The 22,590-nt window shown below is 52.6% G+C and carries 21 protein-coding genes; 19 read left to right on the top strand and 2 right to left on the bottom strand.

The genetic code is table 11. From position 1 onward, the window contains the following. Positions 1–66 precede the first annotated feature (66 nt). The 8 genes from glp to AB8615_RS11345 all read left to right on the top strand — a co-directional run bounded on the left by glp (position 67) and on the right by AB8615_RS11345 (position 7,747). Positions 67–1,278 (top strand): gephyrin-like molybdotransferase Glp, encoded by a 1,212-nt coding sequence (gene glp, locus AB8615_RS11380; RefSeq protein WP_409432698.1) that lies wholly within the window; start codon positions 67–69, stop codon positions 1,276–1,278. Then, entirely contained in the window at positions 1,275–2,036 is a 762-nt protein-coding gene (locus AB8615_RS11375) for a sulfite exporter TauE/SafE family protein (RefSeq protein ID WP_409432697.1), read from the top strand. Before glp ends, AB8615_RS11375 begins: the two co-directional genes overlap by 4 nt. 9 nt (positions 2,037–2,045) lie before the next feature. Beyond that, a complete protein-coding gene (locus AB8615_RS11370) occupies positions 2,046–3,155 on the top strand; it encodes an S-(hydroxymethyl)glutathione dehydrogenase/class III alcohol dehydrogenase (protein WP_409432696.1) in 1,110 nt (369 codons plus the stop codon). After that, positions 3,155–3,982 carry an S-formylglutathione hydrolase gene (fghA, locus tag AB8615_RS11365; protein ID WP_418152400.1) on the top strand — a complete coding sequence of 276 codons (828 nt, stop codon included), beginning with the start codon at positions 3,155–3,157 and terminating at the stop codon, positions 3,980–3,982. Before AB8615_RS11370 ends, fghA begins: the two co-directional genes overlap by 1 nt. Positions 3,983–4,073: 91 nt before the next feature. Then, positions 4,074–5,333, top strand: coding sequence for a Y-family DNA polymerase (locus AB8615_RS11360; protein ID WP_409432694.1), 1,260 nt, complete (start codon positions 4,074–4,076; stop codon positions 5,331–5,333). Between the two features lie 72 nt (positions 5,334–5,405). After that, positions 5,406–6,632 carry a dicarboxylate/amino acid:cation symporter gene (locus AB8615_RS11355; RefSeq protein ID WP_409432693.1) on the top strand — a complete coding sequence of 409 codons (1,227 nt, stop codon included), beginning with the start codon at positions 5,406–5,408 and terminating at the stop codon, positions 6,630–6,632. Between the two features lie 75 nt (positions 6,633–6,707). Then, positions 6,708–7,307 (top strand): hypothetical protein, encoded by a 600-nt coding sequence (locus AB8615_RS11350; protein WP_409432692.1) that lies wholly within the window; start codon positions 6,708–6,710, stop codon positions 7,305–7,307. A gap of 26 nt (positions 7,308–7,333) precedes the next feature. Then, complete coding sequence (locus tag AB8615_RS11345) at positions 7,334–7,747, top strand: YccF domain-containing protein (protein ID WP_409432691.1); 414 nt, start codon at positions 7,334–7,336, stop codon at positions 7,745–7,747. 78 nt (positions 7,748–7,825) lie between these two features. On the opposite strand, the gene AB8615_RS11340 is transcribed toward AB8615_RS11345, so the two are convergent. Next, on the bottom strand, positions 7,826–8,140 hold the full coding sequence (locus AB8615_RS11340; RefSeq protein WP_409432690.1) for a hypothetical protein: 315 nt from the start codon (positions 8,138–8,140) through the stop codon (positions 7,826–7,828). A gap of 188 nt (positions 8,141–8,328) precedes the next feature. Between AB8615_RS11340 and AB8615_RS11335 the strand changes: the two genes are divergently transcribed. The 11 genes from AB8615_RS11335 (at position 8,329) to AB8615_RS11285 (ending at position 21,630) form a co-directional block, all read left to right on the top strand. Beyond that, positions 8,329–9,906: a YifB family Mg chelatase-like AAA ATPase gene (locus tag AB8615_RS11335; protein ID WP_409432689.1), complete on the top strand. Its 1,578-nt coding sequence runs from the start codon at positions 8,329–8,331 to the stop codon at positions 9,904–9,906. 125 nt (positions 9,907–10,031) lie between these two features. Further along, positions 10,032–11,324, top strand: coding sequence for a response regulator (locus tag AB8615_RS11330; RefSeq protein ID WP_409432688.1), 1,293 nt, complete (start codon positions 10,032–10,034; stop codon positions 11,322–11,324). A 97-nt stretch (positions 11,325–11,421) separates the two neighbouring features. Further along, on the top strand, positions 11,422–12,927 hold the full coding sequence (locus tag AB8615_RS11325; protein ID WP_418152399.1) for an AmpG family muropeptide MFS transporter: 1,506 nt from the start codon (positions 11,422–11,424) through the stop codon (positions 12,925–12,927). A gap of 42 nt (positions 12,928–12,969) precedes the next feature. After that, positions 12,970–15,666, top strand: coding sequence for a DNA mismatch repair protein MutS (gene mutS, locus AB8615_RS11320; protein WP_409432686.1), 2,697 nt, complete (start codon positions 12,970–12,972; stop codon positions 15,664–15,666). Next, on the top strand, positions 15,666–17,630 hold the full coding sequence (gene glnD / locus AB8615_RS11315) for a [protein-PII] uridylyltransferase (protein ID WP_418152398.1): 1,965 nt from the start codon (positions 15,666–15,668) through the stop codon (positions 17,628–17,630). The genes mutS and glnD overlap by 1 nt, the downstream gene beginning before the upstream one ends. 16 nt (positions 17,631–17,646) lie before the next feature. After that, the gene (locus AB8615_RS11310) at positions 17,647–18,165 is read left to right on the top strand and encodes a hypothetical protein (protein WP_418152397.1); all 519 of its coding nucleotides are present in this window, start codon (positions 17,647–17,649) and stop codon (positions 18,163–18,165) included. Continuing rightward, entirely contained in the window at positions 18,153–18,497 is a 345-nt protein-coding gene (locus AB8615_RS11305) for a hypothetical protein (RefSeq protein WP_418152396.1), read from the top strand. The genes AB8615_RS11310 and AB8615_RS11305 overlap by 13 nt, the downstream gene beginning before the upstream one ends. Then, positions 18,497–18,787, top strand: a complete 291-nt coding sequence (locus AB8615_RS11300) for a lipid II flippase MurJ (RefSeq protein WP_418152395.1) — start codon at positions 18,497–18,499, stop codon at positions 18,785–18,787. Before AB8615_RS11305 ends, AB8615_RS11300 begins: the two co-directional genes overlap by 1 nt. Next, entirely contained in the window at positions 18,772–20,070 is a 1,299-nt protein-coding gene (gene murJ, locus AB8615_RS11295) for a murein biosynthesis integral membrane protein MurJ (RefSeq protein ID WP_418152394.1), read from the top strand. The genes AB8615_RS11300 and murJ overlap by 16 nt, the downstream gene beginning before the upstream one ends. 14 nt (positions 20,071–20,084) lie before the next feature. Beyond that, a complete protein-coding gene (trpS, locus tag AB8615_RS11290; RefSeq protein ID WP_409432683.1) occupies positions 20,085–21,116 on the top strand; it encodes a tryptophan--tRNA ligase in 1,032 nt (343 codons plus the stop codon). A gap of 1 nt (position 21,117) precedes the next feature. Further along, positions 21,118–21,630: a copper chaperone PCu(A)C gene (locus tag AB8615_RS11285; RefSeq protein ID WP_409432682.1), complete on the top strand. Its 513-nt coding sequence runs from the start codon at positions 21,118–21,120 to the stop codon at positions 21,628–21,630. A 3-nt stretch (positions 21,631–21,633) separates the two neighbouring features. Here the strand turns inward: AB8615_RS11285 and AB8615_RS11280 are convergent, their stop codons facing one another. Continuing rightward, positions 21,634–22,590: a M48 family metalloprotease gene (locus tag AB8615_RS11280; RefSeq protein WP_418152393.1), complete on the bottom strand. Its 957-nt coding sequence runs from the start codon at positions 22,588–22,590 to the stop codon at positions 21,634–21,636.

Raw genomic sequence — 22,590 nt, 5'->3', positions numbered from 1 at the left:
TATAAAAGAGAATGTGGCAAAAAGAAATAAGGTGAACCCGTCATTCGTGAGTGTTATGGCGCAAACATGATTAGCTTATCAGACGCCCTCAAGACGATTGTGGAGCATCGCGCCATGCCGCGCGTGATGGATGTGGCGCTGGTCGATGCTTTGGGCAAAACATGTGCTGCGGATGTGAACGCTAAACTTACGCAGCCTCCCTTTTCGGCCTCCGCGATGGATGGATATGCGGTGCGGTTTTCGGACATGTCATTGGGCTGCGATTTGACCGTTATTGGGGAGGCCCCAGCAGGCGCTCCCTTCAATGGCATAATCAAAGCGGGTCAAGCGGTGCGCCTGTTCACAGGTTCAGTCATTCCAGAAGGCGCGAATCATGTTATTATCCAAGAGGATGTCTCGCGGCAGGGCGACACAATAAAGGTAACGGACGAACAGCCAGTGGCGCGCAATATTCGCCGTGCAGGTATCGATTTTGTAGAGGGCGATGTGTTGATCCGCCGAGGTGAAATATTGTCACCTGGCAAGGTCGCGTTGGCTGCTGCCGCTAATCACGCGACCCTCTCAATCTATACGCCGATGACCATTGCTCTGCTGGCCAATGGTGACGAGCTTCGCCCGCCAGGTAGTTCATTAAAACAAGGTCAAATAATTAGTTCTAATCAAGCGGGCCTTGGCGCGCTGTTTAAAAGCTGGGGCTGCCGCGTGATTGACCTTGGGATTGCGGCAGATGATCCAACCGACATTCGCGATAGGATAGAGGCTGCGAATGCGGCGGACATTATCGTGCCAATCGGCGGCGCGTCTGTCGGTGATCACGACCATATGCGCAGCAGTTTTCACGCCGCTGGTTTCACCCCCCATTTTGAGAAAGTCGCCGTCCGCCCTGGCAAGCCGACCTGGTTTGCACAACGGGGGGAGCAGCGTGTTCTCGGTTTGCCCGGTAATCCTGCCAGTGCCTATGTTTGCGCACACATATTTTTGCGCCCGCTTTTGGGCCTGACGGACGCGCACGTTACAATGGATTTACCGACGTCAGAGCCGATCCGCGCCAATGGCCCGCGCGATCATTTCCAGCGGGCGCGCGTGTTTGTTGATGATAAAGGGCAGGTCAACGCGCAGCCTTTTTCCCGCACGGACAGCTCGCTGATAACACCTCTGGCCGAGGCCAATGCCTTGATCCACTTACAGGCGAATTCTGGCCCGTGGAATATTGGTGATACGGTCAATGTCACCATGCTCGGCACGGGCCCAGATATTTTTGAGCCCACGTCGCAATGAAACTAATTCTGGCGGGCATGTTTTTTGTCACGGCAGCGCTTTATGCCAGTGTCGGCTTTGGCGGGGGCTCGACATATACAGCCTTGCTGATAGTGGCTGGTACGGATTACCAGATTGTGCCGATCATCGCTTTGACGTGTAATATCCTAGTCGTGAGCGGAAACGTCATTCGCTATGGGCGTGAGCGAATTGTGCCTTGGACTCGAATTTGGCCTTTGATTATTTTATCTGTTCCCGCCGCATGGATTGGCGGCCGTCTTCAAATATCAGAAGCAGTATTCATAGGCTTGCTCTGCCTCGCACTCTTCATAGCTGGGGTCCGCCTGATCGCACAAAAACGGCTAGCCGATAGTGACGTTATGCGGCCACAAAACCTGTGGCTTAATGCAGCTATAGGCGGCGGGATTGGGTTCTTCTCTGGCTTAGTCGGAATTGGCGGCGGGATATTCCTCGCCCCGATATTGCACTTCCTGCATTGGGGCAAAGCCAAAACGATCGCAGCAACCTGCAGCTTGTTTATCCTTGTTAATTCCATATCGGGCATAGGGGGGCAGATGGCCAAGCTGTCTGACCTATCGCGCATCCCTGACGCTTTCGCTTATTGGCCTGTCATCCCTGCCGTTCTGATTGGCGGGTTCATTGGCAATCATATGGGAGTCTTTAAAATTTCTGATAGAGCATTGAAACGGCTGACGGGCGTGTTAATCCTGCTCGTCGCAATTCGTTTGGCCTATCGCTGGCTGACTTTGATGTTCTAGGAGACTTCCATGAAAACACGTGCCGCTATTGCTTTTGAAGCCAAAAAACCACTCGAAATTGTTGAACTTGACCTAGACGGCCCGAAGGACGGCGAAGTCTTGATCGAGATTATGGCAACGGGGATTTGCCATACGGATGCCTATACGCTGGACGGGCTAGACAGTGAGGGGCTTTTTCCGAGCATCCTTGGCCATGAAGGTGCGGGCATTGTGCGCGAGGTGGGTAAGGGTGTTACGTCTGTGAAGCCTGGCGACCATGTCATCCCGCTCTACACGCCCGAATGTAGACAGTGTAAATCCTGCCTGTCCGGGAAGACGAACCTCTGCACCGCGATCCGCGCGACCCAAGGCAAAGGCCTGATGCCAGATGGGACGAGCCGTTTTAGCTATAAGGGTCAGACGATTTATCACTATATGGGCTGCTCGACGTTTTCTAATTTTACCGTGCTGCCAGAAATTGCTGTGGCGAAAATCCGTGAAGACGCACCCTTTGATAAGAGCTGCTATATTGGCTGCGGCGTGACGACAGGGGTGGGAGCCGTGATCAATACGGCGAAGGTGCAAGCGGGCGATAATGTGATTGTCTTTGGCCTTGGCGGGATCGGGCTGAACGTCTTGCAGGCCGCGCAAATGGTCGGCGCGAACACAATTATCGGTGTTGACATAAATAATGATAAGAAGGCGTGGGGCGAGAAATTCGGGATGACGCATTTCGTCAATCCCAACGAAATTGACGGCGACATTGTGGAGCATTTAGTGGCGCTAACCGATGGCGGTGCGGATTATACCTTTGACTGCACAGGCAATACGATCGTCATGCGCCAAGCGCTCGAAGCCTGCCACCGCGGCTGGGGCGTATCCGTCGTGATCGGCGTGGCCGAAGCGGGCAAAGAAATCGCCACCCGCCCCTTCCAACTTGTCACAGGCCGCGTCTGGAAAGGCACAGCTTTCGGCGGTGCCAAAGGCCGTACAGACGTCCCCAAAATCGTCGACTGGTATATGAATGGCAAAATCCAAATCGACCCGATGATCACGCATGTGTTGACGCTCGACGAAATCAATAAGGGATTTGATTTGATGCATGCGGGAAAGAGCATACGGTCTGTGGTGGTGTTTTAATGAAAACCATCTCCAAAAATAAATCCCATGGCGGGGTGCAAGGCGTTTACAGCCATGCTTCCAGCGCCACCAAAACAGAGATGACGTTTTCTGTGTTTGTCCCCGAGGGCGAGGGGCCGTTTCCTGTTCTCTGGTTTCTCTCTGGCCTGACTTATACGCATGCGAATGTGACGGAGAAGGGGGAGTTTCGGGCGGCTTGTGCGGAACATGGCATCATTTTGATTGCGCCTGATACATCGCCGCGCGGCGATGATGTCGCGAATGACGAAGACTACGATATGGGCCAGGGCGCGGGGTTTTATGTCGATGCGACCAAAGCGCCTTGGGCAGAGCATTTCCAAATGAAAACCTATATCGAGGACGAACTGCCGCAATTAATTAAATCCGAATTTTCACAGGCTGATATGTCTCGCCAAGGGATTACAGGACATTCTATGGGCGGGCACGGCGCGCTGACGATTGGCCTGCGCAATCCGCAAATATTTAGGTCGATCTCCGCATTCTCGCCCATCGTCAGTCCGATGAATTGTCCGTGGGGGCATAAGGCGCTGTTAGGATATTTAGGCGAGGATCGTACGGCTTGGGCAGACTATGATGCGTGTGAATTAATTAAATCTGGCGCCCGCCCCGAGGCTCTCCTGATTGAGCAAGGGCTGGACGATAATTTCCTGACAGAGCAATTAAAACCAGAACTGCTGGAAGAGGCTTGCGCAGGCACTGGCATTGAGCTGATCGTTAATCGTCGGGCCGGGTATGACCACAGCTATTATTTCATCTCGACTTTCATGGCGGATCATGTGGCGTGGCATGCAGCGCGTCTGAAATAGAGCCTTAAACATGTTGTGAATAAAATCCTATTTGTGAGTCGACTCTCATAAATGTTCTATATATGTTCCGTTTCCGAATTGGAGACAAAACATGCGCCGCCCTGATTACCTCACCACGCTTTACATCGATTTCGATGCTTTTTTCGCGCATGTGGAGAAGCAGCTAAACCCTGCGCTGCATGATAAAGCGGTGGGGATTATCCCGCTGCCATCCAATCACTCCTCGCTGATTGCCTGCTGCTATCAGGCGAAAGCGATGGGAATTAAGCGCGGCATGAAGCAGGTGGAAGCACGCGAGGTTTGCCCTGATATGGTTTTCATTCCCGCCCGTCATGATGTCTATGTCAAAGTCCATCACGACATTATCAAAGAGGTCAACCGCTTTGCCCCTGTAATCAAAGTTTGGTCGATTGATGAGGTCGAGTGTAAAATGCCGCGCCTCTCGACGGAGGAGGCGGTGCGGCTGGCCGAGGATATGCGGGACGGCCTGGCCCGTGCCGTTGGGCCGATAGTGACACCGTCAATCGGGCTATCGTCTAACCAACTCCTCGCAAAGATCGCCGCAGAAATGCAGAAGCCGCGCGGGCTGATCGTGCTGCATCCGAATGACTTGCCAGGGCGTCTATTGGACGTGCCATTGCGTGATGTGCCGGGCATTGCGAGTGGAGTGGAATATCGTCTGAACCGCGCAGGCATTTTCAGAATGGAAGATCTGTGGCGGATTGCACCCAAGCAAGCGCGCGCGATCTGGCACAATGTTGAAGGCGAGCGCATGTGGTCGCAGCTCCACGGTTATGTCACAGAAAAGCCGCCGACCAAGCGGGCGATGTTCGGACATGGTCGCGTATTGTCTGGCCCGTGGCGACAGCCCGATAAAGCGTTGGACTGCCTCGTGCTATTGGGGGCAAAGGCGGCGCGGCGACTGCGTTATGACGAGTTTATGGCCACACGGCTGACAGTCTCGATCAAAGATGAGCGCAAGCAACGTGTGAGCCATGAAGTGCAATTCCCGCCTGCCCGCGATGATTTTACTCTGCTACGCGCGTTGCGAGAGGGCTTTGCAATCTGCCGACAAAAGACCCGCGCCACGCGCTATACCAGCGCCTCTGTCATGCTGCACGGCCTCAAGAAAATGGGGCATTATAGTGAGGACTTGTTCGAGCAAATTGATGCGCCTGAGCAAAAGGCGGGCTATGAAAAGATTAGCGATATTATGGACAGCCTCAACCGACGCTACGGGGGGACGGTGGTGCATCTCGGCACCCGCCACGAACCGCCGGGCGGCTATGCAGGGGCCAAGATCGCCTTTGGCCGCGTGCCAAGTTTCGAGGATTTTATGAAAGTGGGCTAAGCCTTCGCGATCTTCCTCTTGCCAGCCGCCTCGCTTTTGCGCATGGAAGAGAAAAGAACAGGGGAACCCGACATGTCTAAAATTCACGATATACCGTTATTGCTTCTGGTGATCATCGCGGCCTTGCTGGCATTCGGCGCTTGGGCTCTAGGGTTTAGCTTCCTTGTCGCGCCGATCCAGATGGGCGATACGTTTATTTTGAAGTCCGTCGCTGGGCTAGCCAAGGACGCGTTATTCGCCCCGCTCAAGCCTCTCATGTATGCCTTGATCATTATGTCGATTGCGAGTTCCCTCGCAATTAGCACGGGCGGACTTGGCGCGAAGTTCACACGCGTTTTAAGCTTTTTCGTCGTCTTCTCTCTGATAGGCATTGGGTGCGGTATTGGCGCTTTCATGTTATTTTCAGGCCTTCCCATTTTGCCAGACCCATCGACTCTAGGTGGTGATCCTGTCGTGCTGAAGCAGACGCCGTTCTTGCTGAAGATATACGGCGTGTTGACGTCCGAATTGATGATCTCGATTTATGCGGGTGTGATTTTTGGCCAAGCCCTAAAGCGCCTGAAATTAGGCGAGCAAGCGGATGCTGTGTCCGATTTGTTCATCAAAGGGTTTCGGAAGTTTTTGCAATATACGATACCGCTGGCAGTTTTTGGCTCCATCACCTTGGCGCTGAATCGTCCGGGCGGCATGGAAACGCTCGGTAATCTGGTGCCGATATTAATGCCGTATATGCTGGCGATGGGCCTCGTTTGGTTGATCATGGTGGCGGTAACAAGTGTCATACAAAAGCGCGGCATCGGCTTCGTTTTGCGCGCTGTCTTACCCCAAGCGCTTGTGGCGTTCTCAACGAGCAGTTCGATTGCGACCCTCCCCGCCACACGCGAAGCCTGTGACCAACTTGGCGCAGGCGCAGACGAATCGACGCCGTTCTATACGATCGGCGCGACAATTAATATGGTCGGTACTCTGATTGGTCTGCTGCTGCTGTCGCTTTATTCAATGAAGGCATTTGGGATTGATGTACAAATCGGCGATATGTTGGTCGTAGGCCTACAGTCAATGATCTTCGCCACAGCTGCCGCCGGCACACCGTCTGCATCAGTCGTCTTGCTTCAAGACATTCTAGTGAGCCAGGGCGTCTCGGCAGAGTATGCGACTTATGTGACGGGATTGATCATTACGATTGATACGCTGATCCTTGACCGTTTGCGCACCACGCTGAACACGCAGTCAGACTCTATGAGTACGGCGAACGGGCTAAAGCTTTACTACAAAACCCCAAAGACTTTGGTGGACTGAGAAAAATATCGTGATCCGAAATAATCGGGCCGCAACCTAACGCTCTTTTAAACCTTCGCGGATAGGTCAGCTATTATGTTTCGGTTGGCTATTATCTTTGCAAGTGTTTTGGCACTCTCTGCCTGCGGGTCTTCGCCTGACGCGATTGATACGCGCGGGCCGCAAATGACGCCGATCCCAAAGGGAACGCTATCCCTGCCTGACCGCGCAGCCTATTACCAAAAAGATAAACGCTGGGAAAATGAGCGCCTCGGCAACACGTCTGATACCATGGGAACGGATGGATGTTTGGTCACGGCGACGGCAATGGCGCTCGCTAATTTGGGGTTTCAGACAACTCCATCGGATCTCAATAAACGGCTCACGGCGGAGAACAGTTTTACCTCGCGCGGCTGGCTGATCTGGGACGGTATCCGCAAAGTGACAGACGGTCGCGCGCGCGCTATCTATCATGACCGCGTTGATGATACGACGATCCAATCCTGTCTAATGAATGGTGACTATCCGTTGGTGCAATTTTACCTGCCCAATGGCCGTTCACACTGGGCGATGATCGTTAGCCAGACAGAGCGTGGTTACCGCATGCGTGATCCGCTCCGCGTGTCCAAAAAACCACTCATCTTCCCCCACAGTACAGACAAATTCCGGGCCGTCCGCTGCGTGGGTTTGAACTAGGCGGTCCAGCACCCTATATATAAAGCATGAGATTGCTTTTGAATATTATCTGGATTGTCTTTGGCGGCTGGCTGACAGCGTTGATGTGGTTGCTGGCGGGATGCTTGATGGCGATCAGTATTATTGGTCTGCCGTGGGCGCGAAGTGCGTTTAACATTGCGGCCTATAGTTTTCTGCCATTCGGCAATACAGTGGTGCCGCGCCAGATTGTGACGGGCAGACATGACTTTGGGACAGGGCCATTGGGATTGTTGGGAAATGTCATTTGGTTTGTCTTGGGCGGTTGGTATCTCGCTTTGTCGCACATCATTTTGGGTATTGGGTATTGCCTGACGATCATCGGGATACCCTTTGGTATCGCGCACTTTAAATTGATGAAGTTGTCTTTCGCGCCAGTGGGCAAGATGGTCGTTCCGACATTGGACCGTGCCTACCCATAAAACCCGTCAATAAAATCTGTTCATAAAAAACGCCCCCTCAAAAGAGGAGGCGTCGGTCATACAATTTTAGGCAAAGGCTTAGCCTTTATTGCCGCCCATAACTTTGCCAAGAATGGCTGTCAGGATACCGCCACCGACGGCACCGCCACCAACGCTTTTAAGCAATGTCATCGGATCAAGCGCGCCAGAAGCTGTTGCAGTCGCCGCGTCCATAGCGCCGCTCAGGTCGCCGCCGCCTACCATGTTCAACACAGCCGCTAATCCGCCGCCGCCGATGATGCCAGTGACCGCGCGTCCCAAAGTGCCCATGTTAGAGTTCATGGCCTTGCCAGCCAGAATTCCGCCACCGCCGCCGCTGAGCAGTCCAATAATAATTGGTAGATATTGTTCCATTATAATTCCCCTATTGTATATGTTGAAATCAACGTCGGGATGACCCGCCGCTTTCAACTATCGGAATTATCGCGACCTAATTAACATAGATCAAGTGCAAAACAATATATGTTTATGGTTCGTTCTATAAAGTTCTTGATTTGTTCAGGAAATTGATCTTAGGTGAGGGAGGAAGTGGGAGAAACAGAATGGTAGCACAAATTTGTACGGTCGCGTTTGAGGGCGCAGAGGCGCGCCGAGTCGACGTGCAAGTGCAGGTCGTTAACGCGGGCAAACAGACATTTAGTATTGTGGGACTGGCAGACAAAGCGGTGGCAGAATCGCGTGAACGGGTGCGGGCCGCATTTGCCGCGCTGGGCCTGCATCTACCTGGCAAGCGGATCACGATCAATCTCGCGCCAGCTGACCTTCCTAAAGAGGGCGCACATTATGACCTCCCTATTGCATTAGGTCTACTGGCCGCGATCAATGCTATCCCAGCGGATTCTATCGAAGGCTATTTTGCGATTGGAGAATTATCGTTGGACGGAACGATTACGCGTGTGCCGGGTGCGTTGCCAGCGGCTGTGCTGGCGAATTCCCAAGAGCAAGGTTTGATTTGCCCTGAGCCCAATGGGGCAGAGGCGGCGTGGGCAGGGGACTTACCTCTGCTCGCGCCGCAAAATTTGGTGCAGTTGATGAACCATTTTAAAGGCACGCAAATTCTGACACGTCCAGAGCCGGGCGATTTGCAAGACGCAGTGCGTCCGCTTGATCTTAAAGATGTTCGCGGCCAAGAAACAGCTAAGCGCGCCTTGGAAGTTGCTGCGGCAGGGGGACATAACTTGCTTATGGTTGGTCCACCAGGATCAGGTAAATCGATGCTGGCCGCGCGATTGCCAGGCTTATTGCCGCCCCTGTCTGCCAAGGAATTACTGGATGTATCAATGGTCCATTCCGTGGCGGGACTATTGGAGCGCGGGGAGTTGTCGCGGAACCGTCCCTATCGTTCCCCCCATCATTCGGCGTCTATGGCCGCAATGGTCGGCGGCGGGATGAAGGCGAAACCGGGCGAGGCATCATTAGCACATCGGGGCGTCTTATTCTTGGACGAACTACCAGAATTCACAGCACAAGTGCTAGATAGTCTTCGCCAACCGTTGGAAACAGGTGAGATTACGGTCGCACGGGCGAATGCACACATTTCTTATCCCGCCCGTTTTCAATTAATTGCAGCGATGAACCCATGCCGTTGCGGGACGGCGGGCGCTGACGGCATTGCCTGTCGGCGCGGAGAGCGCTGTGCGGCAGATTATCAGGCGCGTGTCTCTGGTCCCTTCATGGACCGTATTGATATTCAAATTGACGTGCCCGCAGTCACGCCAGCTGATCTAGCCTTGCCCCCGTCCAAAGAGGGCACAGCAGAGGTGGCCGCGCGTGTCGCGATGGCCCGCACGATCCAAATGGATCGCAACGGTGGAGTGAGCAATGCAGAGTTGTCGCAGGACCGTCTCGATATCGTGGCAGAACCAGACAATGAAGGGCGAAAATTGTTAATTCAGGCGGCGGAGGCTTTGGGCTTAACTGCGCGTGGGTATCATCGCGTCTTGCGCGTGGCGCGAACTTTGGCTGATCTGTCAGGGTCTGAGAACATTCATCGTTTGCATATTGCGGAGAGCTTATCACAGCGTCGCGCCCGAAAAGGTCTCGTGTCAGGCAATCAAAGATCAGGGCAAATCGGGACAAACGCCTCCCGCACACCCCGAAATCCTTATTATTCTCCTTAACCAAACCTTACTAAAAACTTGCGGAATAGGTGAAAAAGGCTGGATTTGGTAAGACAATTTTTAGACTAACAGGTCACATATTAACCACGATGATTCCGCGCATTCGGCGCGCATAGGGGATGAGTATGTCACCAGATGACATTTTTGCAGCACAATTTTGGCCTTGGCCTGACCCTGCGGTCAAGCGCGATGCAACGGGTCGTGTGCTATTTGTAAACGCTGCATTTCTCCAACTCTACGGCGGTCAAGCTCAAGATTGGCACGATAATGCGATTGGCGGATGGCCTGCGCCTCAAGGCCCAGGACAACCTTATCGCTTTGAAACACGTATTCCCGGCCAACCCGGCGAGATTGATCAGGTCTATGACTGGATCGAAATGACCATGGCTGACGGCTCCGCTTTCACATTGGCACGGAATGTCACGGCTTTTACCGTGCCAACTGATCCGCATCCGGGGCAGGAAATGGTATCTTCGCAAGACACGCAAGCCCAAGACCTGCAAGAGCCAGATCCAGTATCTGCGCCTGCACCAGAGGCGGCACCAGCCGCGACCACGCCAGATGAATATTACACGGAGACGCCACCCGCAGCTCCGCCACCCGCTGAACCTCAATATGAGCCAACTCCTGCTCTCACCACGGCCCCCGCTATGGAGGCTGATCCGCTTGAGGACACAGCAACGATCACCGAACAGACAGCCGCGCCAGCCGCAACGACTGGAGAGTTTAAACCTGTGTTTGAGCACGCGCCTGTTGAAGACGCAGTCCAGTCAGCGCCGCAACAAGACCCAGAGGTGGCCCCAGTTGAGCCATCCGAATCTCAAACTGAGGCTCCCGTCGAGGCTGAACCTAACGCTCAACCAGAGCGCGCCTATGAGCGTCGTGCCTTGCCGATCGAATCAGATTCCGCTGTTCTTGGTAATAATTGGCGTGATGCCGTGATTGCAAAAGCGGTCGGGGCCGAAGCGCCAAAGCCCGCAGAGGCTGTAGCTGAGACCCAGCCACAAGAGACGCTCGCTGAGGGCGAAGGATACAGAATCTTGCTCGCGGAAGACAATGCTATCAACGCACTATTGACCCGCACTTTGCTCGAAGCTGAGGGCCATACGGTCGAAACAGTCGAAGACGGTGTTCTGGCTGTAGAAGCGATGAAAACGGCTAGCTATGACTTAATCTTTATGGATATGCGCATGCCGAATATGGACGGTCTTGAAGCGACACGAAAAATTCGACTTCTACCAAATGTTCCGAAAAACCTCCCGATTGTCGCTCTGACGGCGAATGCCTTCGACGATGATCGCAATGCTTGTTTCGATAGCGGTATGAATGACTTCATGACAAAACCTGTATCGGCCGAGGAATTATCAGAAATGGTCGAAAACTGGATGTCAGGCGACCGCCAAGCGATTGCCAGCTAAATCGCCCCCAATCAATAACCATAAGGTCGTCTTCGGGCGGCCTTATTTGTTTGTAACAGCCTTTACCATTCACTCCGCTTGAGGCAGGGCTAACAGTATGGAAAATCAATCACCCACACTCACGATACTTAAAAAAGTCGATGAGTTTTTTCTAATCTCTGAAATTTTTGCCAGCCGAAAAATGGCGGCTATGTTGGCACTGGGGTTTAGCGCAGGTTTGCCGATCATGTTGGTCTATACGACCCTTTCGGCGTGGTTGCGCGAAGTGGGCGTCAGCCGCACAGCGATTGGCTTTTTCATTTGGGTGAGTTTTGCGTATTCATTAAAATTCCTTTGGGCGCCGCTGACCGATCGGGTTCGTATTCCTATACTCGCTGACAAGATCGGAAATCGACTAGCCTGGACGTTTGTCGCAATTATTGGTGTTGTTATCTCTATGGTCGCAATGGGGTTTCAAGACCCCTCACAAAACCTCCAAAATGTCGCGATTTGCGCGATCTTCATCGCGTTCTTCTCCGCCACATTAGACATTTGTGTTGATGCTTGGCGGGTCGATGCTGGCGAGGATAAAGAGCAAGCCACGCTGGCTGCGGTATATCAACTTGGGTATCGATTTGGGATGATATTAGCCATTTCAGGCGTTCTCTGGGTCGCTCAAACTACCTCTTGGAACATTGCCTATTGGTGTGTCGCCGCTATCGCTTTGGTGGGAGCCAGTATACCTTTTTGGGCCAGTCGTATGCCAGAGCCAGAAGCGAAACCATTCAAAGACATTAAGTGGTCGCGCTTCGCAATAATTATTCCAATAATAGCAGTCGTTTTGATTTTTAAAAAATATGCAGACATTGGAGATTTATTTTATCTCATACTTACTGTGTTGGCATTACCTTTCGTATTCGCCGCAGGACTCTTAATCTGGGGGAAAACAGCTCTATCTGGTTCAGCGATTTACGAAATGCCAATCGTTGGTGATTTTGCCGATATCGTCAGGCGCTATGGTTGGCTAACACTTCTTATTCTACTTATTGTGATGACGTACCGGATAAGCGACTACACGATGGGTGTCATGGCGATGCCGCTTTACATCGACCTTGGATATGACAAAGGCACAATAGGACAAGTCAAAGGTCTGTTCGGTGTTGTGATGTTGATGGTCGGCGCATTTGCGGGCGGATGGTCAGCCGTAAAATTCGGGCTACCCAGAACCCTAATTGTGGGGGCATTCTTGACGATTGTCACAAACTTAGCCTTTGCTTGGTTGGCTCAAATTGAAGCGCCGCTCACGCACTATCTGTTAGTCACAATCGGCGCAGATAACTTGGCGGCTGGCTTTGCAGGCACGGCGATTATCGCGTTTATGTCCTTGCTAACCAATAAAGATTTTACCGCCACGCAATATGCGTTATTTTCATCGCTTGTTGCGTTTTCAGGCAAGTCTTTGGCAGGATTTTCTGGCGCCCTCGCGGACATGATCGACTATCAAAACTTCTTTATAGTGACAGCGATGTTCGGCCTTCCGCCCTTGATTGCGGTTATCGTATCCTGGCAAATCAATTTGTTAGAGCGCGGTAAAGCGAAGAAGGCTGGGCAGGGCTCTATATAAGTCTTGCACCCAGCCGCGGAATGCGCGAATTTGTGCACCGTTATGAACGCCCCAACGACCCCCGATAAAGGCTCCAAAGTCACGCCGATGATGGCGCAATTCCTTGCGATCAAGGAGGGCGTAGGGCCAGAAGCCTTGTTGTTTTACCGTATGGGTGACTTTTACGAGCTGTTTTTTGATGACGCAGTCCGTGCGGCAGAAGCCCTCGATATAGCTTTGACCAAGCGCGGGAAACATGACGGCGCAGACATCCCAATGTGCGGCGTGCCTGTGCATGCGTCTGAAACATACCTGCAACGCCTGATCAAAAAAGGTTTTCGGGTCGCTGTCTGTGAGCAGACTGAGGATCCTAAAGAGGCCAAGAAACGCGGCAGTAAATCCGTAGTTCGGCGCGAGGTCGTGCGTCTCGTAACGCCAGGCACGATTACGGAAGATAGTTTATTGGACGCGCGCGGACGCAGCTTAATCTTGGCGGTGTCTCAAACTTTGGCGGGCGATTACGGCTTGGCTTGGGCGGATGTGTCAGAAGGCAGCTTTCAAGTGTGCGGCGTGACATTGGCCGCGTTAGGCGGAGAGATTGCTGCACTGGCCCCGCGAGAATTGGTTATGCCAGAGGCACTCTATCAGGACGCGAATATCATGGCGGCGTTGCCGCTGGATGGGATCGCCCTAACGCCGCAGCCCTCGATGAAATTTGATGCCAGAGCGGGGGAGCGTCGCCTCAAAGATCGCTTCGCACTGGTTAGCTTGGAGAGCCTCGGTGATTTCAGCACTGCCGAGATTTCGGCCGCTGGCGCCCTGCTTGATTATTTAGAACTCACTCAAGCTGGCAATCCTGTACAGTTGTCCAAGCCGCAACAAATGCGCACGAGCGGGTTTCTGGCGATTGACCCTGCGACGCGCGCCAGCCTTGAAATAGAGCGAACACAGACGGGGCGGCGAAAAGGCTCTTTGTTGTCAGTGATTGACCGAACGGTAACTGGGCCAGGTGCGCGCGAGTTGTCTGATCGGTTATCTCGCCCGCTGATGAACGTCGCAGCGATTGGCTCGCGCCATGATGCCGTGACGTTTTTTACCGAACAGCCGCGCCTCACGGAGCGCCTTCGGGACACATTAAAGTCTAGCGGAGATATGGCACGGGCTGTGTCCAGGCTGGCCTTGGATCGCGGCGGCCCCCGTGATTTGCGCACGGTATTTGACGGCCTCAACCATGGTCAATCTATCTGCGCGGCATTTATGAAATCTGTGCCCGAAGGAGCGCCGCAAAACATCACCTCGCAATTAGATATCCTATCCCTCGCAGATAAAGCAGAGCTGGGAGCCTTGGCGCGGGATATTGGCAAAGCGATCAAAGCTGACTGTCCAATGATGGCGCGGGACGGCGGATTTGTGGCCACTGGTTGGCGGCCTGCGATTGATGAGCTGAAATCCTTGCGTGATGATAGCCGCCGCATTGTTGCTGGTCTGCAGGTAAAATACGCGGAGCAAGCAGGCGTTCCCTCTCTGAAAATCAAACATAATAACGTCTTGGGATATTTTATTGAGGTGACGCCAAAACACGCTGACGCCATGCTGTCTAAGGGTGCGGATAGCCCCTTTATTCATCGGCAAACTTTGGTGTCGGGCGTGCGGTTTACAACAACAGAACTCGCAGACCTCGATAATCAAATTTCAGGGGCTGGCGACAAAGTGCTCGCGCTGGAACTAGAAGTGTTCGCAGAATTCGTATCGCGAGCGCGGGCTTTGGCTGATCCAATTCGGGCAGCGGCTAAGGCCTTGGCTGTATTGGATGTGCAATCGGCGTGGGCCGTCTGGGTGCAGGATGCAAAGGCTGTGCGTCCCAAAATGTTCAGTGATACTAGATTGAAAATTACGCGTGGCCGCCATCCTGTTGTTGAGGCAGCTTTGCAGTCTGCGGGGGCGGCTGGGTTCACGGCTAATGATTGCGTGCTGGACGCCAACGCGAAAGAGGGTGCGCGGCTGACTCTCATTACTGGTCCGAACATGGCAGGTAAGTCGACCTATTTGCGTCAAAATGCTTTGATGTTTGTTCTGGCGCAAGCGGGCGGCTTTGTACCAGCGGATTATGCAGAAATCGGTGTGGCCGATCGGTTGTTCTCTCGCGTCGGGGCCAGTGATGACCTCTCTAAAGGACGGTCAACTTTCATGGTGGAGATGATCGAAACTGCCAGTATTCTTAATCAAGCCACAGCAAAAAGTTTTGTGATTTTAGATGAAATTGGCCGCGGGACTTCGACATTTGATGGTCTGGCGATCGCGTGGGCGACGGCCGAGCATCTGCACGCTGTCAATCAATGCCGCGCTTTATTCGCGACGCATTATCACGAACTGACAGACCTGATTGAGGCGCTGGACGGCGCCAATAATGCCAGCTTGAGAGCGAAAGAATGGAATGGTGATTTAGTCTTTTTGCACGATGTGCGCCCAGGCCCAGCGGATAAGTCCTATGGCATTCAAGTCGCGAAATTGGCAGGCCTGCCAATGGCGGCGGTTGATCGTGCAAAGGCTGTATTAGAACGGCTGGAAGACGAGGCACAAAATTCAGATGCGACATTGGCCGCGCTCCCGCTTTTCACGGCGACACCGCCGCCTGCCCAAGCGAAGCCTTCGCAAATTGATCAAGCGATTAAAAACCTTGATGTTGACACTTTATCGCCGCGGGCCGCCCTTGATTTGCTGTATGAATTAAAATCGAAATCCCAAAGGGGCGCAACGTAATGGCTCAAAGATTAAAACAGAAAGCCAAAGCCAAAGCTAAGGCCAAAGCAAGCGTCATTCCAGACCGCATTGTGGGCCCTGATAGTGGCATTGATAGTGCGGCCCTATTGGCGGAGCTAACAGAGCTGGCTTTGGCGGGCGGCGATGTCCGCAATGGCGCCCTTGCAGTGCTGAAGTCGTCCTTATCTGACGCGATGGAGCACGCCAAGAAATTGTTCGAATTTGGTCGTTTAGGCGGATTGGAAATGGCGCGAATGATAGCGGCAATTCACGATGATATTGTAACAGTGCTATTTGATTTTACGCTCCTACATGTCACTCCTGCCGCCAACCCCACGCAGGCGGAGCGAATGGCGCTTTGCGCCGTTGGCGGATATGGTCGCGGTGAAATGGCGCCGCAGAGTGACTTGGATTTGCTATTTTTGATCGCCAACAAAAAAGGCTCTCCGCATACGGAGGCGTTGACGGAATACATGCTCTATATGCTCTGGGACTTAGGGCTGAAGGTCGGTCATTCAACACGCACTGTAGATCAATGCGTAAAGCTCGCAAAAGAGGACCAGACTATCTTGACGTCCTTGCTAGACATTCGGTTTCTGCGCGGTGATGCAGGCTTGGCAGACGGCCTATATAAGAAATTCCAGTCGAGCGTGAAGCGTGGACGCGGGCGCAAATATATCTCCGAAAAACTCGCGGAGCGGGACGAGCGCCATGACCGTGAAGGCAATTCGCGCTACGTTATTGAACCGAATGTGAAAGAGGGTAAGGGCGGCCTCCGCGATTTACATGTGCTCTATTGGATCGCACGATTTTTGGATAAAAAAGGCCAAATCACAGACCCGCAACTTGGCCATGATTATGTGGATATGGGTTTATTTAATAAAGCTGCGGCGAAGCGCTTCACTCATGCTGCAGACTTTTTATGGCGGACGCGGATTTGGCTTCACTTCACAGCGAACCGCGCCACGGAGACGTTGTCATTTGATAAGCAAGTCGAGATATGCCGTAAAATGGGCTATGCGTCTGGCCCTGTGGAAGTGGCCGTCGAAGGCTTTATGCGCGAATATTTCACCAATGCGCGAGAGGTGGGGGCGCTAACTCGGATTGCGTGTGCAAAGCTCGAGGAAGAAAAATCAATTCTCTTGCCGAAAGGGCTTGAGACGTATCTGCCTGGCTCTCGCCGCAATCTCAAAAACCCGAATTTGGTCCTGGATCACGGACGGCTTATGTTCTCTGACCCCATGAACATCCGCAACGATCCGTCCATTATTTTGCAGCTATTTGAGACGGCAGGTCGTCGCAATCTCGATATACATCCTGATGCGTTCTCAGCGATTGATTTTCGGCGGAATGTCATTGATGCTGATTTTCGACGGAACCCTAAAAACTCTAAACTTTTCCAAAAACTTCTCCTCTCGGCCAAGGCTCCATATGCCACGCTAAAGGCGATGAACGAGGCGGGCGTTTTGGGGCGTTATTTAACAGAATTTGGCGGGATTGTAGGCCGGACGCAATTTAATATGCACCATGCTTTTACAGTGGATGAGCATACGTTGCGCCTGATTGATCATTTCGACAATCTTCGCAAAGACCGCATGGCTGAAGCTGTGCCTATTGGGACTGAGATCGCTAAGAATTTTGACAAGACTGAAATGCTGACGATTTTCCTGACCTGCTTGTTGCACGATACGGGAAAGGGGCAGGGCGACCAGTGTATTGAAGGCGCGCAGCTTGCGCGGCGAGCCTGTCGTCGGCTGGGGGTTAGCCAATCTATGACGGACACCGTTGCATGGCTCGTGCGGCGTCATTTAGATATGAGCGAGACGGCCCAGCGGCGTGATATTTCTGATCCCGAAACTATCTCGAAATTCGGAGAGCTAGTTGGGTCGTTGGAGCGCTTGCAGCTGTTATATGTGCTGACGATTGTCGATATACATGCCGTGGAGCTCGGGGATCTGGAATGACTGGAAAGCGGTTTTATTGCGGGGACTATACAAAAATACAGCCGCATTTTTGGAGGGTCGCGAGGAGTTAGCCCCAGCCGCCATGGCGCATGCGATGCAAGAGCAGGTCAACGAAAAACTGCCCGGAGATATGGCCGAGCGGGTGCGACCTATATTCGAAGATTTGCCAAATAATTACTGGCTCAATTTTGATATGTCAGACCTCATGCGCCATGCAAGATTTTACGATGGCGTTCTGCAAGCTGGCGATCATACGGCCGTTCAGACGCGGGTGAATAAAACGCGCAATGTGATGGAGCTTTGGGTGCTGACTCAAGACCGCTCGCATCTATTTGCGGATTTAACGCGGGCCATATCATCCTGTGGCCCGACCATTGTTGGTGCGCGATTACACACGGGGGAGACAGGCCGCGTGATGAATGTGTTTTATTTGCACACGATTGATGGGCAGGCCTTTGGCGCCAAAAGCTCCCACACACTCGAAACTTTGCGGCGCAGAACAGATCGCGCCGCGCGGGGGACGTGTCAGGGTTGACCATTCCTGATCAAATTAAATCCAAGCGCGCAGGGGCTATACCTGTGAAACCTAAAGTCACGTTTCACGAAAGCGCATCAAACACATCGACCATCGTTGAACTTCAAGGCCGCGATCGCCCTGGCTTACTTCACGCATTATCAGTCGCCATTAGCGAGTGTGGATTTGATCTTTTGTCGGCGCATATTGAAGTCGTCGGAACGACAGCGATTGACACGTTTTATGTCACGACCAAGGATAAATTGGCTTTGACTGCAGCGGAGCAAAAGTTGCTTAAAGCGAGCTTTGTAAAAGTGCTGAAAATTAAAAAATCACACAAGGCCGCAGCTTAATGCGCCTCCTAAAGTCAACTGCCATCATCGGCTCGTTGACAATGCTAAGCCGCATTCTTGGCTTGATCCGCGATATTATGCTTGCCAAATATTTGGGGGCGGGCGTTGTAAATGATGCCTTGGTAACAGCGATAAAATTGCCAAACCTGTTCCGTCGCATGTTTGCCGAAGGCGCGTTTAACGCCGCTTTCGTGCCGCTCTATGCGCGAAGAATTGAGGGGGCGGAGATAAGGACGCCGCTAATTTTGCAGGCGAAGCGCTTGCGGCCTTATTCATGCTTGTCGCGTTGATCACAGTTTTTTTCCAGATCACGATGCCGTGGACGCTCAACATTATTGGTTTTGGCCTCGACAGAACGGCAGCGGCTGGCGCAACGGCACCTTATGATCTGGCCGTGCTATATGCGCGTATAACAATGCCGTATCTGGTATTGATGTCATTGGCGGCCCTGTTTTCTGGTGTTTTAAACACACGAGGTTATTTCGCAGCGGCGGCCTTTGTGCCTGTCCTGCTCAACATTGTTTTAATTAGTTTGTTAGCGGCCGCTTCACGGGCTGATTGGAACCTCGAACAGCTTGCCTTATATCTTGCGATTGGCTGGACAGTTTCGGGTGTGTTGCAGGCAGGCATGTTGATTTGGGGGCTGCGCAGATCGGGTATTCGTATCCCGATCAAACGTCCCAGATTAACACCTGGTGTGCGGAGGCTCTTCACTTTGGGAGTGCCAGGCATGATCAGTGCGGGCATCACACATATTAATTTGATGGTGAGTCATTCCATTGCGACGACCCAAGATAGCGCTGCGAGTTGGCTTTATTATTCTGATCGTCTTTATCAGTTGCCGCTGGGCATGATTGGAATTGCGATGGGTATTGCTCTGCTACCAGCGCTCGCGCGACGGCTGCGCTCAGGGGATGATCACGGGGCAATGATGACCATGAACCGCGCCATGGAAATCGCTGCAATCCTAACTTTGCCTGCCACGGTAGCGCTCATCGTCATGCCGGAATTTTTGATTGCAGGGTTGTTTGAGCGCGGACAGTTCGGACAGATGGACACGCAAGAAACGGCCAAAGCCCTCCGCATGTTTGCCATAGGATTGCCAGCCTTTGTGCTGCTGAAAGTTTTGACGCCCGCATTTTTTGCACGCGAAAACACAAAAACGCCGATGATTTATGCAGGCATATCGGCCGTCGTGAATCTGATTCTAGGCGCGACACTATTCTTTACCGTCGGATTTTACGGCCTCGCTTTGGCAACATCAATCGCGGCGTGGGGGAATGTGATCTGCCTGGCTATCATTCTTAAACGCAATCGTCATTTTGTTATGGATAAGCGGCTTATGTTGCGTGTCCCGCGGATTGCGCTGTCGGCATTGGCTATGGGCGGTGTTTTGGTTTGGCTTGCACCCATCGCTCGTCCATATTTTGCGAATAGTATTTTGATAGATTATACGGTTTTACTTTGCGTATGCGGTGTTGGCTTTTTGGTTTATATCCTTGTCGCTGGCCTCTTGCGGGCTTACGGGCTGGCAGATATACGCGATGCGTTTTCAAGGTCGTCTAAAACATAAAGCGAGATCAAAGCGTGACTGACAGCACTACTACATATACAGGCCCGGAACGCGTTTTTTCTGGCGTGCAACCCACAGGGGCTTTGCATCTTGGCAATTATTTAGGTGCGCTGAAAAAATTCGCGCTCTTGCAGCATGACATGGAGTGCATCTACTGCATTGTCGATTTGCACGCGATCACAGTCTTTCAAGACCCCAAAACACTCGCGGATCAAACGCGGCATATTGCGGCCGCATATTTGGCATCAGGCGTCGATCCAGCCAAAGCGCTCGTGTATAATCAAAGTGCTGTCCGAGCGCATACAGAGCTTGCGTGGTACTTCAACTGCGTCGCGAGAACAGGCTGGGTCAATCGCATGACGCAGTTCAAAGACAAAGTCGGTAAGAACGCGGAAAAAGCGTCTGTTGGCTTATATACTTATCCCGTCCTGCAAGCCGCTGACATTCTCGCGTTTAAAGCGACCCATGTGCCAGTTGGTGAAGACCAAAAGCAGCATTTGGAATTGTCTCGCGACATTGCGCAAAAATTCAACAATGATTTTGGCGTGCCGAATTTCTTCCCGCACCCCAAGCCTCTCATTGACGGGCCAGGTGCAAAAGTCATGAGTTTACGTGATGGGACGAAAAAAATGTCAAAATCTGATCCCTCCGACGCCTCGCGTATCAACCTCACAGACGACGCTGATGCGATCGCAAAGAAAATACGTAAAGCGAAAACTGATACGGGGGACGTGCCTGCGACAATGAAAGAGTTAGAAGGTCGTCCCGACATTGCAAACCTCGTCGGCATTTACGCGGCCCTCGCTAACATTTCCGAAAAAGATGTTCTCGCGCAGCATGCAGGTAGCCAGTTCGGGCCGTTCAAAGCCGCTCTGGCCGATGTCGCGGTTGAAGCCATGGCGCCGATTACGGACCTCATGTCGCGTTACTTGGCTGATCCAGATGAGCTAGACCGCATCCTGTCCAAGGCAGGGGATAAAGCGGCGGAAATTGCTGACCCTATCGTTGCGGACGTGCGCAAGATTATTGGTTTCAGAGGAGCCTAGTATGAAAAAATTATCTCTTACATTGATGACAGTTCTCGCAGCAGGGCTCGTAACAGCATGCCAGAATGAAATGGCGCATAATGATAGCGATCACACGCATAATATGGAGAGTGGTATCGTGATTTCGAGCGCTTATGTTATGCCGCCTTTTCCAGGCAAAACTGTCGGGGCAGGATTCTTCGAGATCACGAATCACGGTGCGGATGATCGCCTATTAACGGTCATGAGCGATGCATCCTCAACCGTCGAAATTCATACTCATATACAAGAAGACGGCATGATGAAAATGATCAAGCTCGACGGGATTGACCTGCCGAAGGGCGAGACCGTCGTGTTCAAGCCTGGAAGTTACCACCTCATGATGTTTGACGCGAATATGCCTGAAGGAACAGAGGACGTGTCCCTGACATTTACTTACGCAAATGCTGAACCCGTGACTTTGATTGCTCCGATTGGGGAACCGAAAGAAGACGCTCATTCAGAAGATCATTCAGGCGACCATTCGGGTCACTAGGACTTAATTAAACCCAAGTGGCGTGTTGGTTTTTTGCAGCTGACGAATACGTTTTCGCTCCGCATTAAAATTATCCAACCTCGCTTTGATCGACGGATGCGAGCTGGAATTATCTTGCCTTTCGCGAAGTGGGTGCGCGGCGGCTTGCCAATAGGCTATCGCATCGTCGATTTCATACCCTGCCTGCGTCATCAAAACGAGCGCCATACGGTCCGCTTCTAGCTCAATCGCTTGGCTTGGCGGCAGGCCTTGATGACCCGCGATAACATGAGCCATTTCATGGGCAACAATTAACGCAAGATTGACGTCATCTGGCACTGTGCGCATCAAGGCTGACGTCATCAACACTTGCTCGCCATCGGTGTGGCCATTGACAGTATCTGAGAAAATGACATTGACGGGAATATCACAAGCTGTCTGCGCGTTGAGTGTCGTGGTATAATCACTACCCTGCGGTGTGCGCAATGTGATCCGCGTGCTGGGTTCAGCTAAGGCTTGTCGCGAGATCGCATTGTAAAAACTATCAATCGCAACACCTTCGCTTGGGACAGGGAAGTCATTCATCGCGATAAGGCGGTCACCCGCCATAATATCGGCTTGTTCTGCTGGGGAGCCTGCGCGGACGGTATGAATGAAAATACCTGTATCTGACAGTCCCAGAAGACTCTTCGCCACATCGCGCAATGGCTCGGGATAGTCATCAAGGCGGTGCGTAATATAGCCTGGGTCCCGTTCCGTCACTGGGCAGAGCGCAGAGTTGCGCAACCGCAAAGGCGCTGCCACGCGGGACAAGCGAGTGTTGAGGTCTTGATACTCTGCCAAGACATCTGCGAATTGCGTATTGTCTGGTCGCGTCGCAATCGCAGATAGTGTGGGTGCATCAGGATTTTCCGCTGCATCACTGGGCGCACAGCCTAGGATCGCGAGACAAGCGAAGGTTGGAATAAGGGGGCGGAGCAT

Origin of the sequence: Litorimonas sp. RW-G-Af-16 (assembly GCF_048319245.1) — a bacterium.
Lineage (GTDB): Bacteria > Pseudomonadota > Alphaproteobacteria > Caulobacterales > Maricaulaceae > Litorimonas.
Note: the sequence above shows the minus strand (reverse complement) of the source record. Positions and strands in the feature narration are given on the sequence as shown.